This is a genomic window from Pseudomonas sp. A34-9 (genome assembly GCF_029543085.1).
In the GTDB taxonomy this organism is placed as follows: domain Bacteria; phylum Pseudomonadota; class Gammaproteobacteria; order Pseudomonadales; family Pseudomonadaceae; genus Aquipseudomonas.
The window spans coordinates 5,677,170-5,701,377 of the sequence record NZ_CP119967.1; the positions used below are offsets into that span (position 1 = coordinate 5,677,170).

Below are 24,208 nucleotides of genomic sequence, written 5' to 3' on the forward strand. Positions count from 1 at the left end.
CATCTAAGGATTGAAATGCGCTGGACAACCCGCCCCGGCTGGCCCGGTAACCTGCTGGCCGTGGCGGCCGGTGCAATCACCACCTTCGCTCTGGCACCTTTCAACATCTGGCCGCTGGCTTTGCTGGCGGTCGGCTTGTTCTATGCCGGTTTGCGCGAACTGAGCCCGCGTCAGGCGCTGGGCCGTGGCTGGTGTTTCGGTTTCGGCCTGTTCGGCGCCGGCACCAGCTGGATCTATTACAGCATTCACCATTTCGGCGGCGCTTCGGTGCTGCTGGCCGGGTTCCTGATGCTGCTGTTCACAGCGGCGATCGCTTTTTTCTTCGCTTTGCCCGCCTGGCTCTGGGCGCGCTGGTTGCGTCGCAACGAGGCGCCACTGGCCGATGCATTGGCATTTGCTGCGTTGTGGGTTGGCCAGGAAGCGTTTCGCGGGTGGTTCCTCACCGGGTTCCCGTGGCTGTACTCCGGTTATAGCCAGCTCGACGGGCCGTTGGCCGGACTCGCGCCAGTCGGTGGTATGTGGCTGGTGTCGTTCGTTCTGGCATTGACCGCAGCATTGATCTACAACACGCCGCGTCTACTGCAAACCGGCCGCAAAGGTTTTGTTGCCGCAGGTTTGGTGCTGCTGGTTGGCCCTTGGGTGGCCGGCATTGCGCTTAAGGGCCACGCCTGGACCAGCCCGTCCGGTGCGCCGCTGTCCGTTGCCGCGATTCAGGGCAACGTTGCGCAAAGCATGAAATGGGACCCGGCGGAGCTAAACGCACAGTTGGCGCTTTACCGCGATCTCAGTTTCCGCTCGAAACCGGTGGACCTGCTGATCTGGCCGGAAACCGCCGTGCCGGTACTCAAGGAGTCCGCCGAGGGCTACCTGAGCATGATGGGCAACTTCGCCGCCGAGCGTAAATCAGCACTGATCACCGGCGTACCCATTCGCGAAACGGTGCGTCACGAAAAACGCTTCTTCAACGGCATCACTGTCGTAGGCGAAGGTGATGGCACTTACCTGAAGCAAAAACTGGTGCCGTTCGGCGAATATGTGCCGTTGCAGGATATCCTGCGCGGGCTGATCGCCTTCTTCGACCTGCCGATGTCCGACTTCGCTCGTGGCCCGGCGGATCAGGCACTGTTGCAAGCCAAGGGTTATCAGATCGCACCTTTCATCTGCTACGAGGTGGTGTATCCGGAATTCGCCGCTGGCCTGTCGGCGCGCAGTGATCTGCTGCTGACGATCAGCAACGACACCTGGTTCGGCACCTCTATTGGCCCGCTGCAACATTTGCAGATGGCGCAGATGCGCGCGCTTGAGGCTGGGCGCTGGATGATTCGTGCAACCAACAACGGCGTGACCGGCCTGATCAACCCGTTCGGGCAGATCACCGAGCAGATCCCGCAGTTTGAACAGGGCATTCTCTACGGCGAAGTGGTGCCGATGCATAACCTGACGCCGTACCTGCAATGGCGCTCATGGCCGTTGATCATCGTGTGCTTGCTGCTGTTTGGCTGGGCACTGATGGCCAGCCGGATGTCGAAAACGCTTTAAAGCCCCCAACAATGATCGTTCCCACGCTCCGCGTGGGAATGCCGCCGGGGACGCTCCGCGTTCCGCTTCGGATGTGGCGCAGAGCGCCACGGGATGCATTCCCACGCAGAGCGTGGGAACGATCAGTCACCGCGGTAGAACAACGAATACCCCACCTGCCCCACCGCCTCATTCAGCAACTGCCCGCTCTGCCAGATCGATTTGAATTCCGGCAACCAGCCACCAAACGGTCTGGCATTATCGGTCCCCAGAAACCCGACCGGCGCCGGCACCACTTCAAATCCCGCCTGCTGAAAACTCCACACCGAGCGCGGCATATGCCAGGCCTGCGTGACCACCACTACGCGCTTGATTCCCTGCGGCAACAAGATATCAGCCGTGAATTTCGCGTTTTCCCACGTCGTCCGGCTCTCGCCTTCCTGCCAACGCACTGTCACCCCAAAGTCGTCTCGCAAAGAATCCGCCATCAACTTTGCCTCGGTCGGCGGCGTCCCGTAATGCAGGCCGCCCGTGGTCAAAATCGGCAAGCCCGAGGCTTTCGCCAGCCGCGCGGCATAACGCTGACGCTCAAGCCCTACGCCGGTCGGCTGATCCTCACCCCAGGCCAGATCGCCGCGCTCGCGCCCGGAACCCATCACCACAATGGCATCCGCTCGTTGCGCCAGCGTCGCCCATTCTTCACGTGCCAGCGGCGGCTCGCGCTCCAGCGCTTTGGCGCCCCATTGCACGACCACCGGCAGGCTCATGAGCCACAGCCCGCCAAAACCAAGGGCAAAACACACGCCAGCGATTCGCGGCCGTGAGCGGCGAAGCCACCACGCAGCCAGCAACAGCAGCAAAAGAATGCCGGGCGGCAATAAAAGTTGTTTGATGAAATAACGAAAGGGCATCGAGCATCTCCAGAGATGCCCGAAGCCTAAGAGTGTTAATAAAGCGTTACAACCAATAGGTGGGATCCTGTTGAAAAAGATCCGGTTCCTAACCTGCCATGCGCTTACTTGGCCTGCAAAGAGCGAACCTTGACGGTGTCTCTGCCGGGTGCCTTGTCCTTGAGCCAGATAACCTTGGCCGAATGTGCTGCATCGAGCTGCTTCACTGCTTGTGACAGGCATCCATGCGATTCACGTTCACTGCGATCCAGATAGGCCTTGACCAGTTTGAACTCGGCGGGGCTCAAGCCACGCAATTCCAGTTCCAGGGGGCGCTCGTCGCGCAGCCGGTCAGCGGTTTTTACTGCGTCCAGGGCCATACCCAGACGGTCGATCAACCTCTCGTACAACTCGGGTTTAGTCACGTTTTTTTGCCGTTGCTCCACCATCCCTCACCTCATTGAAGATAAGACTCACTCCCCAGTTAGAGCTTAGCTTCGCTGCACAAACCGGCTGCACGCCGCGACCAACGGCCCTCGCCACGGATTTGTCGGGACAAACAGCTGTAATCAGGGTTTCCCTAGGCCAAGCGCGGTCATGTATGCTACGGCGCTTCCTGTAATTCCACTTCCAGCTCGTCCGGGCCACCCCGGAACCTGCGTTGAAGAGGATTAGGCCACCCCTATCCAGTACAAAAGTAGCCATGCACGAACAATATCAGCCCCGTGAAATCGAAGCCGCCGCCCAGTCGTTCTGGGACGAGCAAAAGTCCTTTGAAGTCAGTGAACAGCCAGGCAAGGAAACTTACTACTGCCTGTCGATGTTCCCTTACCCCAGCGGCAAGCTACACATGGGGCACGTGCGCAACTACACCATCGGCGACGTGATCTCCCGCTACCAGCGCATGCTTGGCAAAAACGTTCTGCAACCCATGGGTTGGGACGCGTTCGGTATGCCGGCAGAAAACGCTGCGATGAAGAACAACGTCGCCCCGGCCAAGTGGACCTACGAAAACATCGCCTACATGAAAACCCAGCTGCGCAGCCTGGGTCTGGCGGTCGACTGGTCGCGCGAAGTCACCACCTGCAAACCGGATTACTACCGCTGGGAACAATGGCTGTTCACTCGCCTGTTCGAAAAAGGCGTGATCTACCGTAAAAACGGCACCGTGAACTGGGACCCGATCGATCAGACCGTTCTGGCCAACGAACAGGTGATCGACGGTCGCGGCTGGCGTTCCGGCGCGCTGATCGAAAAGCGCGAAATCCCGATGTACTACTTCAAGATCACCGCTTACGCGGATGAGTTGCTGGAGAGCCTCGACGAACTGACTGGCTGGCCTGAACAGGTCAAGACCATGCAGCGCAACTGGATCGGCAAATCCCGCGGCATGGAAGTGCAGTTCCCGTACAACGTCGATTCCATCGGCGAAGCCGGCACTCTGAAAGTCTTCACCACCCGTCCGGACACCCTGATGGGTGCGACTTATGTCGCCGTGGCTGCCGAGCACCCACTGGCCACTCTGGCCGCAAAAAACAACACCGAGCTGCAAGCGTTCATCGCTGAATGCAAAGGCGGCAGCGTGGCCGAAGCCGACGTCGCCACTCAAGAGAAGAAAGGCTTGCCGACCGGCCTGTTCGTCGAGCACCCACTGACCGGAGAAAAACTCCCGGTGTGGGTCGCCAACTACGTGCTGATGCACTACGGCGACGGCGCGGTCATGGCTGTACCGGCGCACGACGAGCGCGATTTCGAATTCGCCCACAAGTACAACCTGCCGGTTAAATCCGTAGTGCGTACCAGCTCCGGCGATACCAACCCGGCCCCGTGGCAAGACGCTTACGGCGAGCACGGCACGCTGATCAACTCCGGTGAGTTCGACGGTCTCGACTTCGCCGGCGCGTTCGACGCCATGGAAGTCGCCCTGATCAAGAAAGAACTGGGCGCCTCGCGTACTCAGTTCCGCCTGCGCGACTGGGGCATCAGCCGTCAGCGCTACTGGGGCTGCCCGATCCCGATCATCCACTGCGATGCGTGCGGTGACGTACCGGTGCCGGAAGATCAACTGCCTGTGGTCCTGCCGGAAGACGTGGTGCCGGATGGCGCCGGTTCGCCGCTGGCACGCATGCCTGAGTTTTACGAATGCAGCTGCCCGAAATGCGGCCAGCCTGCCAAGCGTGAAACCGACACCATGGACACCTTCGTCGAGTCGTCGTGGTACTACGCCCGTTACGCCTCGCCGCACTTTGAAGGTGGTCTGGTAGAAAAAACCGCCGCCGATCACTGGCTGCCGGTCGATCAGTACATCGGCGGTATCGAACACGCCATTCTGCACCTGCTCTACGCGCGCTTCTTCCACAAGCTGATGCGCGATGAAGGCCTGGTGAGCTCCAACGAGCCGTTCAAGAACCTGCTGACCCAAGGTATGGTGATCGCCGAGACTTACTACCGTCGCGAAGCCAATGGTGCCTACACCTGGTTCAACCCGGCGGACGTGGAACTCGAGCGCGACAGCAAAGCCAAGGTCATCAGCGCCAAGCTGAAATCCGACGGTCTGCCGGTGGAAATCGGTGGCACCGAGAAAATGGCCAAGTCAAAAAACAACGGCGTTGACCCACAGTCGATGATCGATCAGTTCGGCGCCGATACTTGCCGCCTGTTCATGATGTTCGCCTCGCCGCCAGACATGAGCGCCGAATGGTCCGACTCCGGCGTTGAAGGCTCGCACCGCTTCCTCAAGCGCGTCTGGCGTCTGGCGCAGGCCCATGTCACTCAAGGCCTGCCGGGCAAACTGGACATCGCCAGCCTGAATGACGAACAAAAAGCCGTGCGCCGCGCGATCCATCTGGCCATCAAGCAGGCCAGCCACGACGTCGGCCAGAACCACAAATTCAACACCGCCATCGCTCAGGTGATGACGCTGATGAACGTGCTGGAAAAAGCCGCACAAGGCACCGAGCAGGATCGCGCGCTGGTTCACGAAGGCCTGGAAGCCGTAACGCTGTTGCTGGCACCGATCACGCCGCACATCAGCCACGAACTGTGGAATCAACTGGGTCACGCCGACGCAGTGATCGACGCCGGTTGGCCAGCAGTGGACGAAAGCGCTTTGGTGCAGGACAGCCTGACCCTGGTTATTCAGGTCAACGGCAAGCTGCGTGGCCAGATCGACATGCCAGCCAGCGCAACCCGTGAAGAAGTGGAAGCGGCAGCACGCGCCAACGAAAACGTACTGCGTTTCGTCGACGGTCTGACCATTCGTAAAGTGATCGTAGTGCCCGGGAAACTGGTCAATATCGTCGCCAGCTAATTGGATCGGGCGTCAGGTTCGCCTGACGCCAAGTAAAACCTTTCGGGCCGCACCGTCGGCCCACGTGGTTTCAAGGGGAGCAACACAATGATCAAACGCAATCTGCTGGTGATGGGCCTCGCCGTTCTGTTGAGCGCCTGCGGTTTCCAGCTGCGCGGCACCGGCACCAACGAGCTGACAATCAAGGAACTTGATCTGAGCGCCCGCAACGCCTACGGCGAGACGGTCACGCAACTGCGTCAGGTGCTGGAGTCGAGCGGCGTCAAGGTTTACAGCGGCGCACCGTACAAGCTGTTCCTGGCTGACGAGCAGGAAAGCCAGCGCATCCTCAGTTACGCCGGTGCTGGCCGTACAGGTGAATATCAAGTCAACACGGTCCTGAACTACGAGATCCGTGGCGACAAGAACCTGCAACTGCTGAGCGACAAGCTTGAAGTGCAAAAGGTGTTCATCCACGACGGTAACAACCTCGTGGGCTCCGATCAGGAAGCCAACGACGCCCGTCGCGAAATGCGTCGCGAGCTGGTTCAGCGCATGATGTTGCGTCTGCAGCAACTGACGCCGGGCCAACTGCAACAACTGCAGCAAGCGGCCAATGATCGCGCCAAGGCAGAAGCCGATGCACTGCAAGCGGCGCAAAAGGCTGAAGCGGAAACCCCGCGTCAGTCGCCGCTCGAAATACCGCAGCAGTAAGACGTTCGGGGCGCTCAGGCGCCCCGTTCGACCTTTCTTATGAAGCTCGCTCCCGCCCAACTCGGTAAACACCTGCAAGGTGCTCTCGGCCCCGTCTACATCATCAGCGGCGATGACCCGCTGTTGTGTCAGGAAGCCGCCGACGCCATCCGCAGTGCTGCGCGCCAGCAAGGTTTCGACGAACGCCAGGTCTTCGCCGCCGACGCCAATTTCGATTGGGGCACGTTGTTGCAGGCCGGCGCCAGCATGTCGTTGTTCGCAGAAAAACGTCTGTTGGAACTGCGTCTGCCTTCGGGTAAACCGGGTGACAAAGGCGCAGCTGCGCTCATCGAATACTGCTCGCGTCCTGCTGAAGACACGGTTCTTCTCGTCAGCCTGCCCAAGCTCGATGGCAGCGCGCAGAAGACCAAATGGGGCAAGGCGCTGGTTGAAGGCCCACAGACCCAGTTCATCCAGATCTGGCCGGTAGACGCCAATCAACTGCCAAGCTGGATTCGTCAGCGTCTGTCGCAAGCCGGGCTGTCGGCCAGCCAGGACGCGGTCGAATTGATTGCTGCACGTGTCGAGGGCAACTTGCTCGCTGCCGCGCAGGAAATCGAAAAGCTCAAGCTGATGGCCGAAGGTGGGCAAATCACTGTTGAGACCGTACAAGCCGCTGTGGCGGACAGTGCGCGGTTTGATGTGTTTGGTCTGACCGACGCCGTGCTCAACGGCGAGCCGGCGCACGCGTTGCGCATGCTTGAAGGATTGCGCGGTGAAGGTGTTGAGCCGCCGGTGATTCTCTGGGCGCTTGCGCGGGAGTTGCGTCTGCTGGCCAATATCTCGTTGCAATACAGCCAGGGTACGCCGCTGGACAAGTGCTTCAGTCAGGCGAGGCCCCCCGTCTGGGACAAGCGCAAACCGTTGATGAGCAAAGCCTTGCAACGCTACTCGGCACAACGCTGGGCGCAGTTGTTGCTTGAGGCGCAGCGTATCGATGCACAAATCAAGGGGCAGGCGGCCGGCTCACCCTGGATGAGTCTGAGTCGCTTGGCGCTGTTGATGGCTGGCCAACGAATTTCACTGCCTGCCGAATAAGATCAAAAAGATCGCAGCCTTCGGCAGCTCCTACACCGATCCCTGTAGGAGCTGCCGAAGGCTGCGATCTTTTGACTTTTCTATAGCATGAGCAGATTATCTGCGGCGCAAAACCCACTCACTCGAGAGAACGCTCATGAGCAAAAAGCCATCGAAACATGGCCCCAACAAGGCCAAATCCATCGTCGCCCAGACCCTGTTCCGCAGTCGCCAGGAACGACCAACCAAGGGTAAAGGCAGCTACCGCCGCGAAGCCTTCCAGTCTGACAGCTGGGAGGCTTCTTACTTTCTGGCCGCTTAAAGCGCAGTACCCCCCGGTCATGTTAAGGTCTGCACCTGATTCGTTTTCCTGGAACTGTGCATGCCCCTAAGTCTTTCCCGTCGTTGGCCTGTCCGCCAATTGATCGCTGCCTCCAGCTTCATTCTGCTTGTCGCCTGCGCGGAAAAACCGACCGCCGCCGATGCGCAACCCCTTCAAGCCGCTCCTGTCGCCACGGCCCCAGCGATTATCCCGCCGGTAGTGCCGTCCGCCGACCCCCTTGATCTTCAGCCGACCCAGACTTTTGCCGAATGGCAGGCAGGCTTTCGCAAAGATGCGCTGGCCGCCGGGATCAGCCCTGAGCTGTTCGATCGCGCCTTTGCCAATGTCAGCTTCGACGCCAGCGTGATTCGGGCCGACCGCAGTCAGCCGGAGTTCTCCCGCCCGGTGTGGGAATACCTTGATGGCGCGCTTTCGCCACTGCGTGTGCGTAAAGGCCAGACACTGATCACTCAGTATGCCGATATTCTGCAAAGCATCGAACAGCGATATGGCGTCGACCGCCAGGCGCTGGTGTCGGTGTGGGGCATGGAAAGCAACTTCGGCCAGTTCCAGGGCAGCAAGTCGGTGATCAACTCGCTGGCCACCCTCGCTTACGAAGGCCGTCGGCCGGGCTTTGCTCATGCGCAATTGATCGCTGCGCTGCAGATTTTGCAACAGGGTGACATCACGCCGGAGAAGATGCTCGGTTCCTGGGCTGGCGCGATGGGGCAGACCCAGTTCATTCCGACCACTTACAACACTCACGCCGTGGACTTCGACGGTGACGGTCGCCGCGATATCTGGGGCAGCCCTGCCGATGCGTTGGCCTCGACGGCGCATTATCTGCAAAGCTCAGGCTGGCAGCGCGGGCAGCCGTGGGGTTTCGAAGTGCAACTGCCGAGCAGTTTCAATTACACGCTGGCTGATGGTGCGATTCGCAAGAGCGTCGCCGAATGGCGTCAGCTTGGCGTAATCCTGCCGAACGGCGCTCAGGTCCCAGCCGGTTCGGAACAATTGTCCGCGGCCTTGCTGCTGCCCGCCGGCTACCGTGGCCCGGCGTTCCTGATCCTCGACAACTTCCGGGCGATCCTCAAGTACAACAACTCCTCGTCGTATGCCCTGGCGGTGAGCCTTTTGTCCGAGCGTTTCAACGGCGGCGGTTTGATCAATGGCAGTTGGCCGAAAGATGACCTGCCGCTGAGCCGCACCGAGCGTATGGAATTACAGACCCTGCTGAGCGCTCGCAATTACGATGCCGGCACAGCGGACGGGATCATCGGCGCCAATACCCGTAAAGCGATTCGCAGTGCCCAGCAGTCGTTTGGCTGGCCGGCGGATGGTTATCCGACGCATAAGCTGCTTGAGAGCCTGCGAACTCAATAAAGCCAGATCAAAGATCGCAGCCTGCGGCAGCTCCTACATTGGAATCCGTTCCTGTAGGAGCTGCCGCAGGTTGCGATCTTTTGCTTTATCGGATCACCACATCCTGCTCCAGCATCAACTCTTTCTTCCCCGCATCCAGCCGCACCAGCGCACCCATCGGCAGCGTCAGGTTCGGATCGCAATGCCCGCTACGCCACCCCGATAACACCGGAATCCGCAACGGCTCGAAAGTCTGCTTGAGCAAACGGTTCAGTGCGGCGACATCCACCCCCGCCACGTCCCCGACCAGCACGCCGCGCAATTTGGCCAGCTTGCCGGCCAGGCGCATCTGGGTCAGCAAGCGGTCGATGCGATAGAGCGGCTCGTTGATATCTTCGATGAGCAGAATCACCCCCTCGACGTCGATTTCGTATGGCGTGCCCAATGTCGAAGCGATCATCGCCAGATTGCCGCCGAGCAAGCGCCCGTGCGCGATACCAGGCTCGACAGTGGTCAACGGATAAGCCACCGGATGGCTGAACACACTTCCCGCCTTCAATTGCCCGCGCAGCATGGCGAAAAACGAAGTGACGGTCGGCGGCTCCTTGTCACCAAGCAGATCGGCATTGAGCAAAGGCCCGTGAAAGGTCACAAACCCCGAATAACGACTGATGGCCAGATGCAACGCAGTGATATCGCTGTAGCCGACGAATGGCTTGGCGTTGCGGCTCAGCAGGTCATAGTCGATTCGGTCGAGCAGGCGCGGCGTACCGTAACCGCCGCGCAAGCAAATGATGGCGTCGACCTCAGGATCAGCGAACGCCGCGTGCAGATCGCGCAGGCGCACATCGTCACTGCCCGCCAGATAGCCGTCCTTTTCATAGACACCGGGAAACACCTTCAGCCCATAACCACGGGCGCGCATCCATTGCAGCGCTTTCTCGGTGTCCAGAGCTCCGGGACCCGCAGGCGCAATGACGCCGATCAACCCTTCCGAGGGCAGCGCGGGCACGGTTCTGTGCGGACAAAGTGTGTGGGTCGGTCGAACGGTCATCCTTGGATCTCCCTGTGAGTCATGCACACACAGTAGTCAGGAACGGGGGCAAACAGAAGAGGGTCGGCCACGCCGCAGGTTGCAGGAAAAATCAGCATCGAATGTAAGGCGGGCAAAAAAATGCCCGCCGGGCGTTAAAACCTCGGCGGGCAGTCTTTTCATTCAGCGCCGGATCAGGAACCCAGCAGCTCAGCCTTGACCAGCTTCGCCTGCTCGTCGGCATGGTACGAAGAACGCACCAGCGGGCCCGAGGCAACGTTCTTGAAGCCCATCTTGTAACCTTCCTCGGCGAACCAGGCGAAGGTGTCCGGGTGCACGAAACGCTGTACCGGCAAGTGGCTGCGCGACGGTTGCAGGTACTGACCGAGGGTCAGCATGTCGATGTCGTGTTCGCGCATGCGCTTCATCACTTCAATGACTTCTTCGTCGGTCTCGCCCAGACCCAGCATCAGGCCGGATTTGGTTGGAATGTGCGGCATCATCTGCTTGAAGCGTTGCAGCAGGGTCAGCGACCACTGGTAGTCCGAACCCGGACGCGCAGCCTTGTAAAGGCGTGGCACGGTTTCCAGGTTGTGGTTGAACACATCCGGCGGCTCGGCGGCAGTGATTTCCAGGGCGATGTCCATGCGGCCACGATAGTCCGGAACCAGAGTCTCCAGCTGCACGTTCGGCGACAGTTTGCGGATTTCGCGGATGCAGTCGGCAAAGTGCTGGGCACCGCCGTCACGCAGGTCGTCGCGGTCAACCGAGGTGATCACCACATACTTGAGTTTGAGGTCGGCGATAGCGATGGCCAGGCTTTCCGGCTCGTTGACGTCCAGTGGTTTCGGACGACCGTGGCCGACGTCGCAGAACGGGCAGCGACGGGTGCAGATGTCACCCATGATCATGAAGGTCGCGGTGCCGCCGGAGAAGCATTCACCGAGGTTCGGGCAGGAGGCTTCTTCGCAAACACTGTGCAGCTTGTGTTTGCGCAGCAGGCTCTTGATCCGGTCGACTTCCGGCGACACCGGGATGCGCACGCGAATCCAGTCAGGTTTCTTCGGCAGTTCGGTGGTCGGAATGATCTTTACCGGGATGCGTGCAACCTTCTCGGCGCCGCGCAGCTTGACGCCGGCTTCTACCTTGGGACGCGGGGCCGGGCGCTCGGTCACGTCGAGCGTCGGGATCATGGTTTGCACTGCATCAGTAGTCATATCAGTCGATTCCGCCCGTCAGGGTCGTCTGCTCAGCATAGTCGAGGTGTTTGACGAGCTGCGCACGCAGCCGGGCACTTACCTCGGCAAATTCAATCGATCCTGCGTGATCGCTGAGCTGGGTCATCGCCAGCCCGGCGTAGCCGCAGGGATTAATCCGTCGAAACGGTTCCAGGTTCATATCCACGTTCAGGGCCAGGCCATGAAAGGAACAACCGTGGCGAATCCGCAAACCCAGAGAAGCGATTTTCGCTCCATCGACGTACACGCCGGGAGCATCTGGCTTGGCCGCTGCAGTTACCCCGTAGCTGGCCAGCAGTTCGATCAGGCAAAGCTCCATGCGGCTGACCAGATCACGCACGCCGAAACCCAGCTTGCGTACATCCAGCAGCAGATAAGCCACCAACTGGCCGGGACCATGATAAGTCACCTGCCCGCCGCGATCGACCTGCACCACCGGGATATCACCCGGCAGCAGCAAGTGTTCGGCCTTGCCGGCCTGGCCCTGAGTGAACACCGGCGGGTGCTCGACGAGCCAGATTTCGTCGGCGGCATCGCTGCCGCGTTCGTTGGTAAAACGTTGCATGGCATGCCAGACCGGCTCGTAAGCCATCTGGCCGAGCTCACGAAAGCCCAGCGTGCCAGACATCACAACACCATATGCACGAAGCCGGTCGCCCGCAGTTCGCTGTTGATGTTGTACAGCTGATCCTGGTCGGTTGCGACGATGTGCAACTGAATGGTGGTGTACTTGCCGTTGGTGCTTTGACGTTCGTCGATGCGCTCATCATTGATGGTCGCGTGTTTCTTGACGATGTCGATGATCTTGTCCTTGTTGCCTACGCCGGTATCGCTGATCACCTTAACGGGATAATCCTTCACCGGGAATTCGATCTTTGGCGCCTTTACTTCGGTATCGGTCATGGCGTAACGGCCTCTAGAGCGCAAGCCGTGGTAACGCACATGGCCCCGCACCGGATCGGGGCGGGGCCATGCAGGTCAACACAAATCAGTTGAACAAGCCGTAGAAGAATAGACGGATGCTATCCCACATGCGGCGGAAGATACCACCCTCCTCGACGCCATCCAGAGCGATCAGGTCAGCGCTGTGCACCACCTTGTCTTCCAGTTTGACTTCGACTTTACCGATCACGTCGCCCTTGGCGATTGGCGCTGTCAGTTGCGGGTTCATGGTCATGCTCGCAGCGAGCTTCTTCAGCTGGCCTTTTGGCAGGGTCATGGTCAGGTCTTCAGCCAGGCCGGCCTTGACTTGATTGGTGGTGCCTTTCCACACCGGGGCCTGAGCCAGTTCGGTGCCCTTCTGATAGAAGGTCTGGGTTTCGAAGAAGCGGAAGCCGTAGGTCAGCAGCTTCTGGGTTTCAGCGGCGCGAGCCACTTCGCTGTTGGTGCCGAACACCACGGCGATCAGGCGCTGGCCGTCACGTACAGCCGAGGACACCATGCAGTAGCCGGCTTCGTCGGTGTGACCGGTTTTCAGACCGTCGACGGTCTTGTCGCGCCACAGCAGCAGGTTGCGGTTAGGCTGCTTGATGCCGTTCCAGAAGAACTCTTTCTGCGAGTAGATCGCGTAGTGAGCCGGATCTTCGTGGATGATCGCGCGGGCCAGGATCGCCATGTCGTGAGCCGACGAGTAGTGCTCAGGGTTTGGCAGACCGGTCGGGTTCATGAAGTGGGAATTGGTCATGCCCAGATCAGCCACAGTCTTGTTCATCAGGTCGGCGAAGGCGTCTTCGCTGCCGGCGATGTGCTCGGACAGCGCGACGCTGGCGTCGTTGCCGGACTGGATGATGATGCCGTGCAGCAGGTCGCTGACAGTCACCTGCGAGCCGACCTTGATGAACATCCGCGAACCGCCGGTGCGCCAGGCGTTTTCGCTGACGGTCACCGGATCGTTTTCACCGATCTGGCCGCGACGGATTTCCAGGGTCGCGATGTACGCGGTCATCAGCTTGGTCAGGCTGGCCGGTGGCAGACGCTGGTCGCCATTGTTCTCGACCAGCACGTTGCCGCTGCTGGCATCCATCAGAACGTAGGCTTTGGCGGCCAGTTGCGGTGGCGACGGCATCATCTCGGCCGCGAAGGCGGCTGGCGAGAGGAGCAGCGGGACTAGCAGACACAGGCGTTTGGCAAAGGTGGTGATGTTCATCCGTCTCTCGAAATCGCTAATGGAAACTGTCCTTGCGGACAAAATTTAATCAGATGACTTTCTAACGAGCCATCGCGTGTTCAGTTGCTCACTCCAGTCACCCTTGCCGGGCTTTTGTTCTTCGACGAGCCAACAACCTGGTTCACCCCCCAATACCGCAAGTGAACCGTCAATCAAGTTCTACGTATTACTCGGTGACCACACTTGGCGAACCAAGGTTGGCCAGGCGCACGCTGTTCTGCACCTGGGCAATTTCACCCGGCGAGCCGATCGGCCCCAGGCGAACCCGGTGCAGGGTCTGCTGATTGCGCACGATCGAGCTGATGAACACCGGAGCGCTCACCATCCCGCTGAGCTTCGACCTCAGCAGTTCTGCAGCGTCCGGGTTGGCGAACGCGCCCACCTGCAGATACTGGCCAGTTGCTGTTGCAGAAGCGTTTTTTTTTGCACTCATCGGCACCGGGACGGTGTCAGAGGCGTGTTGCTGCGGCGGCGGCGTCCACTGCTCGACAGTGCCGGCCGAGGCCGTGATCACCGGAGCGCTGTTCTGCGCGACCTGCGGCTCGTTGAGCATCAACGGTGCCGGACGGCCCTTGGCGGCCCAATATTGCTGCGGATCGATGCCTTCAACCTTGACGCGCGCCGTACCGGTTTCGGCGTAACCGAGTTTTTTCGCGGCGGCGTACGACAAGTCGATGATGCGATCGGAATAGAACGGCCCACGATCGTTGACCCGCAGGATCACTGTGCGGTTGTTGTCCAGGTTGGTCACCCGAACGTAACTTGGCAGTGGCAATGTCTTGTGGGCGGCACTCATGCCGTACAGGTCGTAAACCTCGCCATTGGCAGTGTTCTGACCGTGAAACTTGGTGCCATACCAGGACGCCGTGCCGGAGGCGACGTAGGTCTTGGATTCCTGCAACGGGAAGTAGGTTTTGCCCAGTACGGTGTACGGGTTGGCCTTGTACGGACCGGTGTGCAGGGTCGGCGTGGCATCAGGAATGCGCGAAACATCGACGTCCCACCACGGCGCGCCATCTTTGTGCGCGCGGTTGATATCCAGACCCGGCTGCGCTCGCACAACGGTATTGGAGGTTTTCGGCGTCGGGGATCGGCTGGTCGTGCAGCTGGCGACCAATACCGCCAACGCAGCGAATGCCACCAGCTTCAGGGGTTTATTGTTAGGCAATGCCCGCATTACTTGACGCCCCGTGCTTGTACCAGCTGTTCAGACAGTTGATGTACGGCCATGGCGTACATCACGCTGCGGTTATAACGCGTGATCGCGTAGAAATTCTTCAGGCCCATCCAGTATTCAGGGCCGTTGTCGCCTTCGAGGCGAAATGCAGTAACCGGCATATCATCGCGCAGCGCATCATGACTTGACCAGCCCAGCGCTCGCAACTCTCCGACGGTCTTCGTCGGCTCGATGCCAGTGGTCAGGCCTTCATCGACCTGTTCGCCGCGGACATCGGCACGGCTGACCACCGGCTCACCCGCGACCCAGCCGTGACGCTTGAAGTAGCTGGCGACGCTGCCAATCGCATCATCCGGGTTGTTCCAGATATTGATGTGGCCGTCACCGTCGAAATCCACCGCATACGCGCGAAAGCTGCTCGGCATGAACTGCGGCAAGCCCATGGCCCCGGCGTACGAGCCTTTGAGGGTCAGTGGGTCGACCTGTTCTTCACGGGCCAGCAACAGGAACTCACGCAGTTCCTTGCGGAAAAATTCGGCACGGGGAGGATAGTCGAAACCGAGCGTCGACAAGGCATCGATCACCCGGTAATTACCGGTATTACGTCCGAAAAAGGTTTCAACACCGATAATCGACACGATGACTTGTGCCGGTACGCCGTATTCCTGCTCGGCACGGGCCAACGTCGCCTCGTGCTGACGCCAGAAGTCCACACCACGAGCGATACGCGCATCGGTGATGAACATCGGGCGATATTCTTTCCACTGTTTGACCCGCTCGGCAGGCTTGGAAATGGCGTCGAGAATCGCCTGTTTGCGTTGAGCCTCGCGGAACACCGCCATCAACTGCTCACCGGCGAAACCATAGTCGCGGGTCATTTCACCGACGAACTCGGCCACCTGAGGCGAGCCTTCGTATTCGCCGGCCAGCGCTTCCTGCACGCTGCCCAGTAGGCCCATCAGGCCAACCAGCGGCGCGCATCGAGTCGCCCAGCCACGCATTACTTGCATTGAACTCTTCACCTTATTCAAACCTGTGCGATCCACTTGCGATGGGTATGGATCGACATCAAAACCCCAAACGCTGACAGCAGCGTCACCAGCGAAGTTCCTCCGTAGCTAATGAACGGCAATGGCACCCCTACGACCGGCAACAGGCCACTGACCATACCGATGTTGACGAAAACGTAAACAAAAAACGTCATGGTCAACGCACCGGCGAGCAATTTGCCGAACAGCGTTTGCGCCTGAGCGGTAATCACCAGTCCTCGGCCGATCAGCAACAGATAGATCAGCAACAGCGCACAGATGCCCACCAGGCCGAACTCTTCGCCGAGTACGGCAATGATGAAGTCGGTGTGGCTTTCCGGCAGGAAGTCCAGGTGCGACTGGGTGCCGAGCAGCCAGCCCTTGCCGAACACACCGCCGGAACCGATCGCGGCTTTCGACTGAATGATGTTCCAGCCCGTGCCGAGCGGATCGCTTTCCGGGTCGAGGAAGGTCAGGATTCGCTGCTTCTGGTAGTCGTGCATGATGAAAAACCACATCGCCACCGACACCGGAATCGCCGCCGCCAGCACGCTGAGAATCCAGCGCCAGCGCAGCCCGCCCATGAACAGCACGAACGCGCCACCGGCAAGAATCAGCAGCGAAGTACCGAGGTCAGGCTGGCGCACGATCAACACGAACGGCACACCGATCAGCATCAAACTGATACCGACGTGCTTGAGTTGCGGCGGCAGCGTGCGCTTGGACAGATACCAGGCGATGGTCGCCGGCATCAGGATTTTCATGAATTCCGAGGGCTGGAAGCGGATCACTCCGGGAATGTTGATCCAGCGTGTAGCGCCCATGGCGTTGTGGCCCATGATGTCGACCACCATCAGCAACACCACGCCGATCACGTAGCCGAGCGGCACCCAGCGCGCCATGAAACGTGGCTCGAACTGGGCGATGACGATCATCGAGACCAGGCCGATGCCGAACGAAGTAGCCTGTTTGGCCAGCAGGTCCCAGCTCTTGCCGCTGGCCGAGTACAGCACGAACAGGCTGCCGGCGGCGAGGATCAGCAGCAGGATCAGCAACGGGCCATCGATATGCAGTCTTTGCAGCAGCGTCGCGCGGCGACGCATCACATCCTCACTGGAGAGCATGCGATCAAAGTTATTCATCACGGGCCGTAGCCTCCGCACTGATTGGGCTGGCGTATTCGGCCTTCAAGCGTCCGTCCTGATCGAGCAGCCAGGCGTCCATGACCTGACGCACGACGGGTGCAGCGACGCCGGAACCGGACTCACCGTTCTCGACCATCACCGACACGACGATGCGCGGGTCATCGGCCGGAGCGAAACCGACGAACAAGGCGTGGTCGCGGTGGCGCTCCTGAACCTTGGAGCGGTCGTACTTCTCGCCCTGCTTGATCGCGACGACCTGAGCCGTACCCGATTTGCCGGCGATACGATATTGCGCGCCGATCGCGGCTTTGCGCGCGGTACCGCGAGCGCCGTGCATCACTTGCTGCATGCCGTGATTGACCTTGGTCCAGTCCGACGGATCACGCAGGATAATGTCCGGCATCGGGTTTTCGTCGACCGGTTTCACCCCTTCGAGGGATTTGGCCAGGTGCGGACGGTTCCACACGCCTTTGTTGGCGACCAGCGCTGTGGCCTGGGCCAATTGCAGCGGAGTCGATTGCATGTAGCCCTGGCCGATCCCGAGGATCAGGGTTTCGCCGGGGAACCACGCCTGCTTGCGCGTCGCCCGCTTCCATTCGCGGGACGGCATCAGGCCGGGGGATTCTTCGAACATGTCCAGCGAAACCTTCTGGCCGATGCCGAACTTGTTCATATAGGACGACAACCGATCGATGCCGAGCTTGTGCGCCAGGTCATAGAAGTAGGTGTCGTTGGAGCGCATGATCGCCGTGTCGAGGTCGACGAAACCGTCACCGGTACGGTTCCAGTTACGGTATTTGTGATCGTAGTTGGGCAACATGTAGTAGCCCGGGTCGAACACTCGACTGGACGCCGTCACCACACCGGAATCGAGACCGGCAATCGCCACCGCAGGCTTGATTGTCGAACCCGGCGGATACAGACCGCGCAGCACGCGGTTGAACAATGGCCGGTCGATGGAATCACGCAACTCGGCGTAGGCCTTGAAGCTGATGCCGGTGACGAACAGATTCGGGTCGAAGCTCGGCTGACTGACCATCGCCAGCACCTCGCCGGTCTTTGGATCGAGCGCAACGACTGCACCACGACGCCCGCCCAACGCTGCCTCGGCCGCTTCCTGCAACTTGATGTCCAGGCTCAGGACGATGTCCTTGCCGGGAATCGGATCGGTGCGCTTGAGCACACGCAGCACGCGGCCACGGGCGTTGGTCTCGACTTCTTCGTAACCGACCTGCCCGTGCAATTCCGGCTCGTAGAAACGTTCGATGCCGGTTTTGCCGATGTGATGGGTGCCGCTGTAGTTGACCGGATCGAGACTCTTCAGCTCTTTCTCGTTGATCCGCCCCATGTAACCGACCGAGTGCGCAAAATGCGCGCCCTGCGGATAGTGACGCACCAGCTGCGCGACCACTTCCACGCCCGGCAGGCGGAACTGGTTCACCGCGATCCGGGCGATCTGCTCTTCGCTCAGCTCGAACAGGATCGGCACCGGCTCGAACGGCCGGCGCCCCTGACGCATGCGCTTCTCGAAGATCACCCGGTCCTCGGGCGTCAGTTCCAGCACTTCGACGATCACGTCGAGCACTTGCTGCCAGTCGCCGGAGCGCTCGCGGGTCATGCTCAGGCTGAAACTCGGACGGTTGTCCGCCACCACCACGCCATTGCGATCGAAAATCAACCCTCGGGTCGGCGGAATCGGCTGCACGTGGACGCGGTTGTTTTCCGAGAGCGTCGAGTGGTACTCGTACTGGATCACCTGCAAGTAATACAGCCGCGCAATCAGCACCCCGATCAGCAGCATGATCGCAATGGCCCCGAACACGACGCGGCTACGCACCAGGCGTGCGTCCTTTTCGTGGTCCTTGATGCGGATCGGCTGAGACATGAGGGCTGGATTACTTGTGGTAAGGGTGACCGGACAGCACGGTCCAGGCACGATACAACTGTTCGCCGATCAGAATCCGCACCAACGGGTGCGGCAACGTCAGCGGCGACAACGACCAACGCTGATCGGCCCGGGCACAGACTTCCGGCGCCAGCCCTTCCGGGCCACCGACCATGAAATTGACCGTGCGCGAATCCAGCCGCCAGCGATCGAGTTCGACCGCCAGTTGCTCGGTGCTCCAGGGTTTGCCGTGGACTTCCAGCGTGACGATCCGCTCGTTCGGCCCGACCTTGGCCAGCATGGCTTCGCCTTCCTGACGGATGAATCGGGCCACGTCGGCATTCTTGCCACGGGTATTGAGCGGTATTTCCACCAGTTCCAGTGCCAGCTCGGACGGAAGACGCTTGGCATATTCATGCCAGCCTTCTTCCACCCACTTGGGCATGCGTGAACCGACGGCGATCAGGCGCAGTCGCACAGCAATCCCTTACAGCTGGTCTTTGTTGAGCTTGGTGAAATGCTCGTGGGTGTTTTCCGGGCTGTGGTGCTTGGCGTCCGCCGCACGGCTCTGCTCGGCACCGGCCCACAGGCGCTCCAGGTCATAGAACTGGCGTGCCGAGGCGGTCATCATGTGCACGATCACCAGGTCCAGGTCCAACAGCACCCAGTCGCTGTCGCCCTTGCCTTCTTCGCCCAGCGGCTTGGCGCCCTGCTTTTTGACTTCTTCGCGAACCTTGTCGAGCATCGCGTTGATCTGGCGGTTGGACGTACCGGTAGCGATGATCATGTAGTCAGTGATGCTCTGCTTGTCGCGGACATCAATGATCTGGATATCTTGCGCCTTGACGTCTTCCAGGGCCGCTTCGGCAATCTTGACCAGCTGATCGCCAGTCAGTGGCTCATTGGTGTTGATCGGCTCAGGCAGCGGAGCGCTCTTGAATGTACCTTTGCGCTTAACTTTCTTTTCGATGTCAGTCATATAAAACTCGTTTTGCTCATATATTCGGCGGCTTGGCGATACGTGAATTCGTATCAGTGAAGCACGCCTTGCTCAGTTCGACGCACGGTACAGACCGTGCGCATCGATGTAGGCCAGGACCGCGTCGGGCACCAGGAAACGTACCGACTTACCGCTGGCCAGCAGTTGACGGATCTGGGTGGCGGAAACCGCGAGCGGTGTCTGCCAGACGAATGCAATCTGTCCGCTCGGCCCTTTCAGGGCCAGCGGGTCGCTCACCGAACGCGCTGCCAGCAGGTTGCGCAAGGCATCCGGCGGTTCGCTGTCGGCGTCCGGGCGCTGTAGCACCAGGATGTGGCAATGCTGGAGCAACTCTTCCCAGCGGTGCCAAGTGGGCAGGCCGCAAAATGCGTCCCAGCCCAAAAGCAGAAAAACCTGGGTCTCGGCGGGCATTTCAGCCCGCATCAACTCCAGGGTATCAATGGTGTAAGACGGTTTGTCCCGCTGCAATTCGCGGGCGTCCACCACCAGCGGCGGCACTCCGGCCACCGCGCACTCGACCATCGCCAGCCGATCCTGCGCCGACACCTGCGGCGTATCGCGATGCGGCGGCCGCGCACTGGGCGTCAGGCGTAACTCATCGAGCGCCAGCGCTTCGGCGACTTCCAGCCCACCGCGCAAATGGCCGATGTGCACCGGGTCGAACGTACCGCCCAGAACGCCGATGCGTCGGGGGCGCGACTCGCTGCCGGCTTGCGGCGCTGTCAGGTCGAGGTCGGTCAAGTCAGACCGTCGCCTGGCCGCGCAACTGGCCATCACCGACCACGATGTACTTCTCGCAGGTCAGTCCTTCGAGGCCCACCGGGCCGCGGGCGTGCAGCTTATCAGTAGAAATGCCGATCTCGGCACCCAATCCGTATTCAAATCCATCGGCAAAGCAGGTCGGGGTGTTGATCATCACCGATGCCGAGTCGACTTCCGCCACAAACCGGCGGGTGTCGGCGAGGTTTTCGCTGACGATCGAATCGGTGTGATGGGAGCCGTAATGGTTGATGTGTTCGATGGCCTGGTCGAGACCGTCGACCACACGAATCGACAGGATCGGCGCCAGGTACTCGGTGCTCCAGTCGTCTTCGCTGGCGGCAACGGCGTCGATGATCGCCCGCGTACGCTCGCAGCCGCGCAGTTCGACGCCTTTTTCAAGGAACTGTGCGGCCATCGACGGCAGGAAATCCTTCGCAACCGTTTGATCGACCAACAAGGTTTCCATCGCACCACAGATACCGTAGCGATAAGTCTTGGCGTTGAAAGCAATGCGTTGGGCTTTCGGCAAATCGGCATCGGCACTGACGTAAACGTGGCAGATACCGTCCAGATGCTTGATCACCGGCACGCGGGCATCACGGCTGATGCGCTCGATCAGGCCACGGCCACCGCGCGGCACGATCACGTCGACGTACTCAGGCATGGTGATCATCGCGCCGACGGCGGCACGGTCAGTGGTTTCGACCACTTGCACCACGGCGGCGGGCAGTTCGGCTTCGGCCAGACCGCGCTGAATGCATGCGGCAATCGCCCGGTTGGAGTGAATCGCCTCGGAGCCGCCACGCAGGATGGTCGCGTTGCCCGACTTCAGGCACAGGCTGGCAGCATCGATGGTCACGTTCGGACGGGATTCGTAGATTATCCCGATCACGCCCAGCGGCACGCGCATCTTGCCGACCTGAATGCCCGACGGACGGAAGCTCATGTCGCGGATCGCGCCGACCGGATCCGGCAGCGCGGCGACCTGACGCAAACCTACGATCATGCCGTCGATGCGCGCCGGGGTCAGCTCCAGCCGTTCCAGCAGTGCCGGCTCCAGACCATTGGCGCGGCCGGCGGCCAGATCCTGTTCATTGGCTGCAGCAAGCTCGGCGCGGGCGGCATCCAGGGCATTGGCAGCAGCCTGCAAGGCGCGGTTTTTCTGCGCGGTGCTGGCACGGCCGATGACCCGGGAAGCTTCGCGGGCGGCGCGACCCAATCGGGTCATGTAGTCAAGAACGGACTCAGTCATGGTCTGCTGGGGTCTTGGCAAAGAGGAAAGCGGCAGATTATAGCTGTCGCGTCCCGGGACTAACAGCGGTGACGGGCGGATGGTCGAAATGGACGGCAAATTGCCGATGTTCAGCCGTAATTAAGCCGCGGATTGTTATCATCACGTCCTCATTGAGCCTGGATAAACATTGCCTGCCATGTCCAACCTGACCGTTCGCAACAGCGCCGAGCGCCTGCCACTGGGACTTCCGGACGCTTTTTTCGACCGTGACGCCCAAGTAGTGGCGCAGGATCTGCTCGGCAAAGTCATTCGCCACCGCGTCGGCGACCTTTGGCTGAGCGCCCGGATCATCGAAACCGAGGCTTATTACTGCGCAGAAAAAGGCAGCCACGCCTCCCTCGGCTACACAGAAAAACGTAAGGCATTGTTTCTGGATGGCGGTCACATCTATATGTATTACGCCCGAGGCGGTGATTCGTTGAACTTCAGCGCCCAAGGGCCGGGCAATGCAGTACTGATCAAATCCGCCTATCCGTGGGTCGATGAAATCAGCGGCCCGGCGAGTCTGGCGCAGATGCTGCTGAACAACCCGGATGCCCAAGGTCGCCCGCGTCCGTCGCAGAAGCTCTGCGCGGGGCAGACATTATTGTGCAAGGCACTGGACTTGAAGGTGCCGGTATGGGACGCCAAGCGTTTCGATCATGAAGTGCTGCTGGTCGAAGACACCGGGCCGGCGCCCGCGCACATCATTCAAACCACGCGCCTGGGCATACCCCATGGCCGTGACGAACACCTCATGTACCGTTTTGTCGATGCCGCTTATGCGCAATGGTGCACGCGGAACCCGCTACGCCGCGGTCAGGTCGAAGGCCGGGATTATTTTCTGCTGTAAACACAAACCTGTGCAGGAGCTGCCGAAGGCTGCACAGGGATCATCAATGGTTTGGAGTTTTTCTGTATGGGCCCATGGCTCGATAGCGTGACCGGCTGGCTGGCGGCCAATCCACAGTGGCTGGCTGCTGCGGTATTCATTGTTGCCTTTGTGGAATGCCTGGCGATTGCCGGTTTGATCGTGCCGGGCACCGTGCTGCTGTTTGCCGTCGCCGTTCTCGCCGGCAGCGGCGCACTGTCGCTGAGCGAAACGTTGTTGCTGGGTTTTCTCGGCGGGATTCTCGGCGATGCCGTTTCGTATTTCCTCGGCCGCCATTTCCACCAGAACATTCGGCGCCTGCCGGGGCTGCGCCATCATCCGGAATGGATGGCGGGCGCCGAGTCCTACTTCCAGCGCTATGGCATCGCCAGCCTGCTGGTCGGTCGCTTTATCGGGCCGTTGCGGCCGATGCTGCCCATGGTCGCCGGCATGTGCGACATGCCGTTCCCGCGTTTCGCCGCTGTCAGCCTGCTGGCCGCCGCCGGTTGGAGTCTGGCCTATCTGTTGCCCGGCTGGGCCACCGGCGCGGCTTTTCGCCTGCCATTGCCGGAAGGTTTCTGGCTTGAAGCGGGGATCGTCGCCGCCAGCATCGCGGTGATGGTCGGCCTCAGTGTGAACAGCAGCCTGCGCCGCCACCGCCGCGCGACGATCTGGATCAGCAGCATGAGCCTGCTGATTCTGATCGGTCTGTTCATCGGCTATCCGTACCTGAACGCCCTTGATCAAGGCGTGATGACGCTGGTGCAGGAGCATCGCCAGCCGGTACTGGATGAGATCGCGGTCACGCTGACCCTGATCGGTGAGTTTCGCAACATGCTGCTGTTCAGCATCTTGCTGACCGGCCTGTTGCTGCTGTGCCGGCAATGGCGTCAGGCGGTTTTCGCTGGCGGCACCCTGCTCGTCACCGCACTGGCCAACACCGCGACCAAACTGTTTTTCGCCCGGGTCCGCCCGGAAGTGCTGACCGATCCGATCACCAGTTACAGCATGCCCAGCGGCCATGCTTCCGGCTCGTTTGCGCTGTTTCTGACCCTGGCCGTCCTCGCCGGACGCGGGCAACCGCCACGCATGCGCCTGACGTGGCTGCTGATCGGCTGTATTCCGGCCATGGCGATTGCCCTCTCGCGGGTCTACCTGGGCGCTCACTGGCCGACGGACATTCTGGCCGGCGCCATGCTGGCCGCGTGCGTGTGTGCGGCGAGCCTGTGGCTCAACCAGCGGCAGGCGCCGCTCAATGCCATGCCCTTTAAAGTCTGGTGGCTGATCCTGCCGGCCATGGTGGCGTTGTTCTCCTTCTTCGTCCTGCGTCATTTGCCTCATACGCTGTTGCGCTACGCCTACTAACCAACAGCGAACGACTCGTTGTGTTGCCACCGCGCCACTCTTTAAGGAATCTTCCGACGAGAGTGGCGCTATTGCCCTACTCCAACTTACCGACGCGAAGTTAACTTTCTTAG

Annotated in this window: 23 protein-coding genes; 8 read left to right on the forward strand and 15 right to left on the reverse strand. The window is 60.5% G+C overall.

Annotated elements, in window-relative coordinates; genetic code table 11:
* Nucleotides 1–15 precede the first annotated feature (15 nt).
* Nucleotides 16–1,539, forward strand: coding sequence for an apolipoprotein N-acyltransferase (lnt, locus tag P3G59_RS25395; RefSeq protein ID WP_277759423.1), 1,524 nt, complete (start codon nucleotides 16–18; stop codon nucleotides 1,537–1,539).
* Nucleotides 1,540–1,661: 122 nt separating this feature from the next.
* Here lnt and P3G59_RS25400 read toward each other — a convergent pair whose 3' ends face one another.
* Together P3G59_RS25400 and P3G59_RS25405 are read right to left on the reverse strand one after the other, a co-directional pair.
* Entirely contained in the window at nucleotides 1,662–2,429 is a 768-nt protein-coding gene (locus P3G59_RS25400) for a YdcF family protein (RefSeq protein ID WP_277759424.1), read from the reverse strand.
* Nucleotides 2,430–2,533: 104 nt separating this feature from the next.
* The gene (locus P3G59_RS25405; protein ID WP_038361885.1) at nucleotides 2,534–2,857 is read right to left on the reverse strand and encodes a hypothetical protein; all 324 of its coding nucleotides are present in this window, start codon (nucleotides 2,855–2,857) and stop codon (nucleotides 2,534–2,536) included.
* A 254-nt stretch (nucleotides 2,858–3,111) separates the two neighbouring features.
* Here P3G59_RS25405 and leuS point away from each other — a divergent pair, with 254 nt between their 5' ends.
* The 5 genes from leuS (at nucleotide 3,112) to P3G59_RS25430 (ending at nucleotide 9,172) form a co-directional block, all read left to right on the forward strand.
* Nucleotides 3,112–5,718: a leucine--tRNA ligase gene (leuS, locus tag P3G59_RS25410; RefSeq protein WP_277759425.1), complete on the forward strand. Its 2,607-nt coding sequence runs from the start codon at nucleotides 3,112–3,114 to the stop codon at nucleotides 5,716–5,718.
* Nucleotides 5,719–5,805: 87 nt separating this feature from the next.
* Nucleotides 5,806–6,411 carry an LPS assembly lipoprotein LptE gene (gene lptE, locus P3G59_RS25415; RefSeq protein WP_277759426.1) on the forward strand — a complete coding sequence of 202 codons (606 nt, stop codon included), beginning with the start codon at nucleotides 5,806–5,808 and terminating at the stop codon, nucleotides 6,409–6,411.
* A gap of 39 nt (nucleotides 6,412–6,450) precedes the next feature.
* On the forward strand, nucleotides 6,451–7,488 hold the full coding sequence (gene holA / locus P3G59_RS25420) for a DNA polymerase III subunit delta (protein WP_277759427.1): 1,038 nt from the start codon (nucleotides 6,451–6,453) through the stop codon (nucleotides 7,486–7,488).
* Between the two features lie 136 nt (nucleotides 7,489–7,624).
* The gene (gene arfA / locus P3G59_RS25425) at nucleotides 7,625–7,789 is read left to right on the forward strand and encodes an alternative ribosome rescue factor ArfA (protein ID WP_277759428.1); all 165 of its coding nucleotides are present in this window, start codon (nucleotides 7,625–7,627) and stop codon (nucleotides 7,787–7,789) included.
* A gap of 60 nt (nucleotides 7,790–7,849) precedes the next feature.
* Entirely contained in the window at nucleotides 7,850–9,172 is a 1,323-nt protein-coding gene (locus P3G59_RS25430; protein ID WP_277759429.1) for a lytic murein transglycosylase, read from the forward strand.
* Between the two features lie 85 nt (nucleotides 9,173–9,257).
* Here the strand turns inward: P3G59_RS25430 and P3G59_RS25435 are convergent, their stop codons facing one another.
* The 13 genes from P3G59_RS25435 to P3G59_RS25495 all read right to left on the reverse strand — a co-directional run bounded on the left by P3G59_RS25435 (nucleotide 9,258) and on the right by P3G59_RS25495 (nucleotide 21,838).
* Nucleotides 9,258–10,205, reverse strand: a complete 948-nt coding sequence (locus P3G59_RS25435) for an LD-carboxypeptidase (protein ID WP_277759430.1) — start codon at nucleotides 10,203–10,205, stop codon at nucleotides 9,258–9,260.
* A 173-nt stretch (nucleotides 10,206–10,378) separates the two neighbouring features.
* On the reverse strand, nucleotides 10,379–11,377 hold the full coding sequence (gene lipA, locus P3G59_RS25440) for a lipoyl synthase (RefSeq protein WP_160768663.1): 999 nt from the start codon (nucleotides 11,375–11,377) through the stop codon (nucleotides 10,379–10,381).
* A 25-nt stretch (nucleotides 11,378–11,402) separates the two neighbouring features.
* Nucleotides 11,403–12,050, reverse strand: coding sequence for a lipoyl(octanoyl) transferase LipB (gene lipB, locus P3G59_RS25445; RefSeq protein ID WP_038361904.1), 648 nt, complete (start codon nucleotides 12,048–12,050; stop codon nucleotides 11,403–11,405).
* Nucleotides 12,050–12,325 (reverse strand): DUF493 domain-containing protein, encoded by a 276-nt coding sequence (locus P3G59_RS25450; protein ID WP_277759431.1) that lies wholly within the window; start codon nucleotides 12,323–12,325, stop codon nucleotides 12,050–12,052. Before P3G59_RS25450 ends, lipB begins: the two co-directional genes overlap by 1 nt.
* Before the next feature lie 85 nt (nucleotides 12,326–12,410).
* A complete protein-coding gene (locus tag P3G59_RS25455; RefSeq protein WP_007909601.1) occupies nucleotides 12,411–13,568 on the reverse strand; it encodes a D-alanyl-D-alanine carboxypeptidase family protein in 1,158 nt (385 codons plus the stop codon).
* Nucleotides 13,569–13,755: 187 nt separating this feature from the next.
* Nucleotides 13,756–14,766, reverse strand: a complete 1,011-nt coding sequence (locus tag P3G59_RS25460; protein WP_277759432.1) for a septal ring lytic transglycosylase RlpA family protein — start codon at nucleotides 14,764–14,766, stop codon at nucleotides 13,756–13,758.
* Nucleotides 14,766–15,776 (reverse strand): lytic murein transglycosylase B, encoded by a 1,011-nt coding sequence (gene mltB, locus P3G59_RS25465; protein ID WP_123448255.1) that lies wholly within the window; start codon nucleotides 15,774–15,776, stop codon nucleotides 14,766–14,768. The genes P3G59_RS25460 and mltB overlap by 1 nt, the downstream gene beginning before the upstream one ends.
* A gap of 17 nt (nucleotides 15,777–15,793) precedes the next feature.
* Nucleotides 15,794–16,897 carry a rod shape-determining protein RodA gene (gene rodA / locus P3G59_RS25470; protein ID WP_052229404.1) on the reverse strand — a complete coding sequence of 368 codons (1,104 nt, stop codon included), beginning with the start codon at nucleotides 16,895–16,897 and terminating at the stop codon, nucleotides 15,794–15,796.
* A 31-nt stretch (nucleotides 16,898–16,928) separates the two neighbouring features.
* A complete protein-coding gene (mrdA, locus tag P3G59_RS25475; protein WP_277759433.1) occupies nucleotides 16,929–18,824 on the reverse strand; it encodes a penicillin-binding protein 2 in 1,896 nt (631 codons plus the stop codon).
* Between the two features lie 10 nt (nucleotides 18,825–18,834).
* The gene (rlmH, locus tag P3G59_RS25480; RefSeq protein ID WP_003185785.1) at nucleotides 18,835–19,302 is read right to left on the reverse strand and encodes a 23S rRNA (pseudouridine(1915)-N(3))-methyltransferase RlmH; all 468 of its coding nucleotides are present in this window, start codon (nucleotides 19,300–19,302) and stop codon (nucleotides 18,835–18,837) included.
* A gap of 9 nt (nucleotides 19,303–19,311) precedes the next feature.
* Nucleotides 19,312–19,803 carry a ribosome silencing factor gene (gene rsfS / locus P3G59_RS25485; RefSeq protein ID WP_277759434.1) on the reverse strand — a complete coding sequence of 164 codons (492 nt, stop codon included), beginning with the start codon at nucleotides 19,801–19,803 and terminating at the stop codon, nucleotides 19,312–19,314.
* A 72-nt stretch (nucleotides 19,804–19,875) separates the two neighbouring features.
* Nucleotides 19,876–20,598, reverse strand: coding sequence for a nicotinate-nucleotide adenylyltransferase (nadD, locus tag P3G59_RS25490; RefSeq protein ID WP_277759435.1), 723 nt, complete (start codon nucleotides 20,596–20,598; stop codon nucleotides 19,876–19,878).
* Entirely contained in the window at nucleotides 20,567–21,838 is a 1,272-nt protein-coding gene (locus P3G59_RS25495; protein WP_277759436.1) for a glutamate-5-semialdehyde dehydrogenase, read from the reverse strand. Before P3G59_RS25495 ends, nadD begins: the two co-directional genes overlap by 32 nt.
* Before the next feature lie 178 nt (nucleotides 21,839–22,016).
* Here P3G59_RS25495 and P3G59_RS25500 point away from each other — a divergent pair, with 178 nt between their 5' ends.
* Both P3G59_RS25500 and P3G59_RS25505 read left to right on the forward strand, forming a co-directional pair.
* The gene (locus P3G59_RS25500; RefSeq protein ID WP_277759437.1) at nucleotides 22,017–22,712 is read left to right on the forward strand and encodes a DNA-3-methyladenine glycosylase; all 696 of its coding nucleotides are present in this window, start codon (nucleotides 22,017–22,019) and stop codon (nucleotides 22,710–22,712) included.
* A 66-nt stretch (nucleotides 22,713–22,778) separates the two neighbouring features.
* Complete coding sequence (locus P3G59_RS25505) at nucleotides 22,779–24,095, forward strand: bifunctional DedA family/phosphatase PAP2 family protein (RefSeq protein WP_277759438.1); 1,317 nt, start codon at nucleotides 22,779–22,781, stop codon at nucleotides 24,093–24,095.
* The last annotated feature ends 113 nt before the right edge of the window (nucleotides 24,096–24,208 follow it).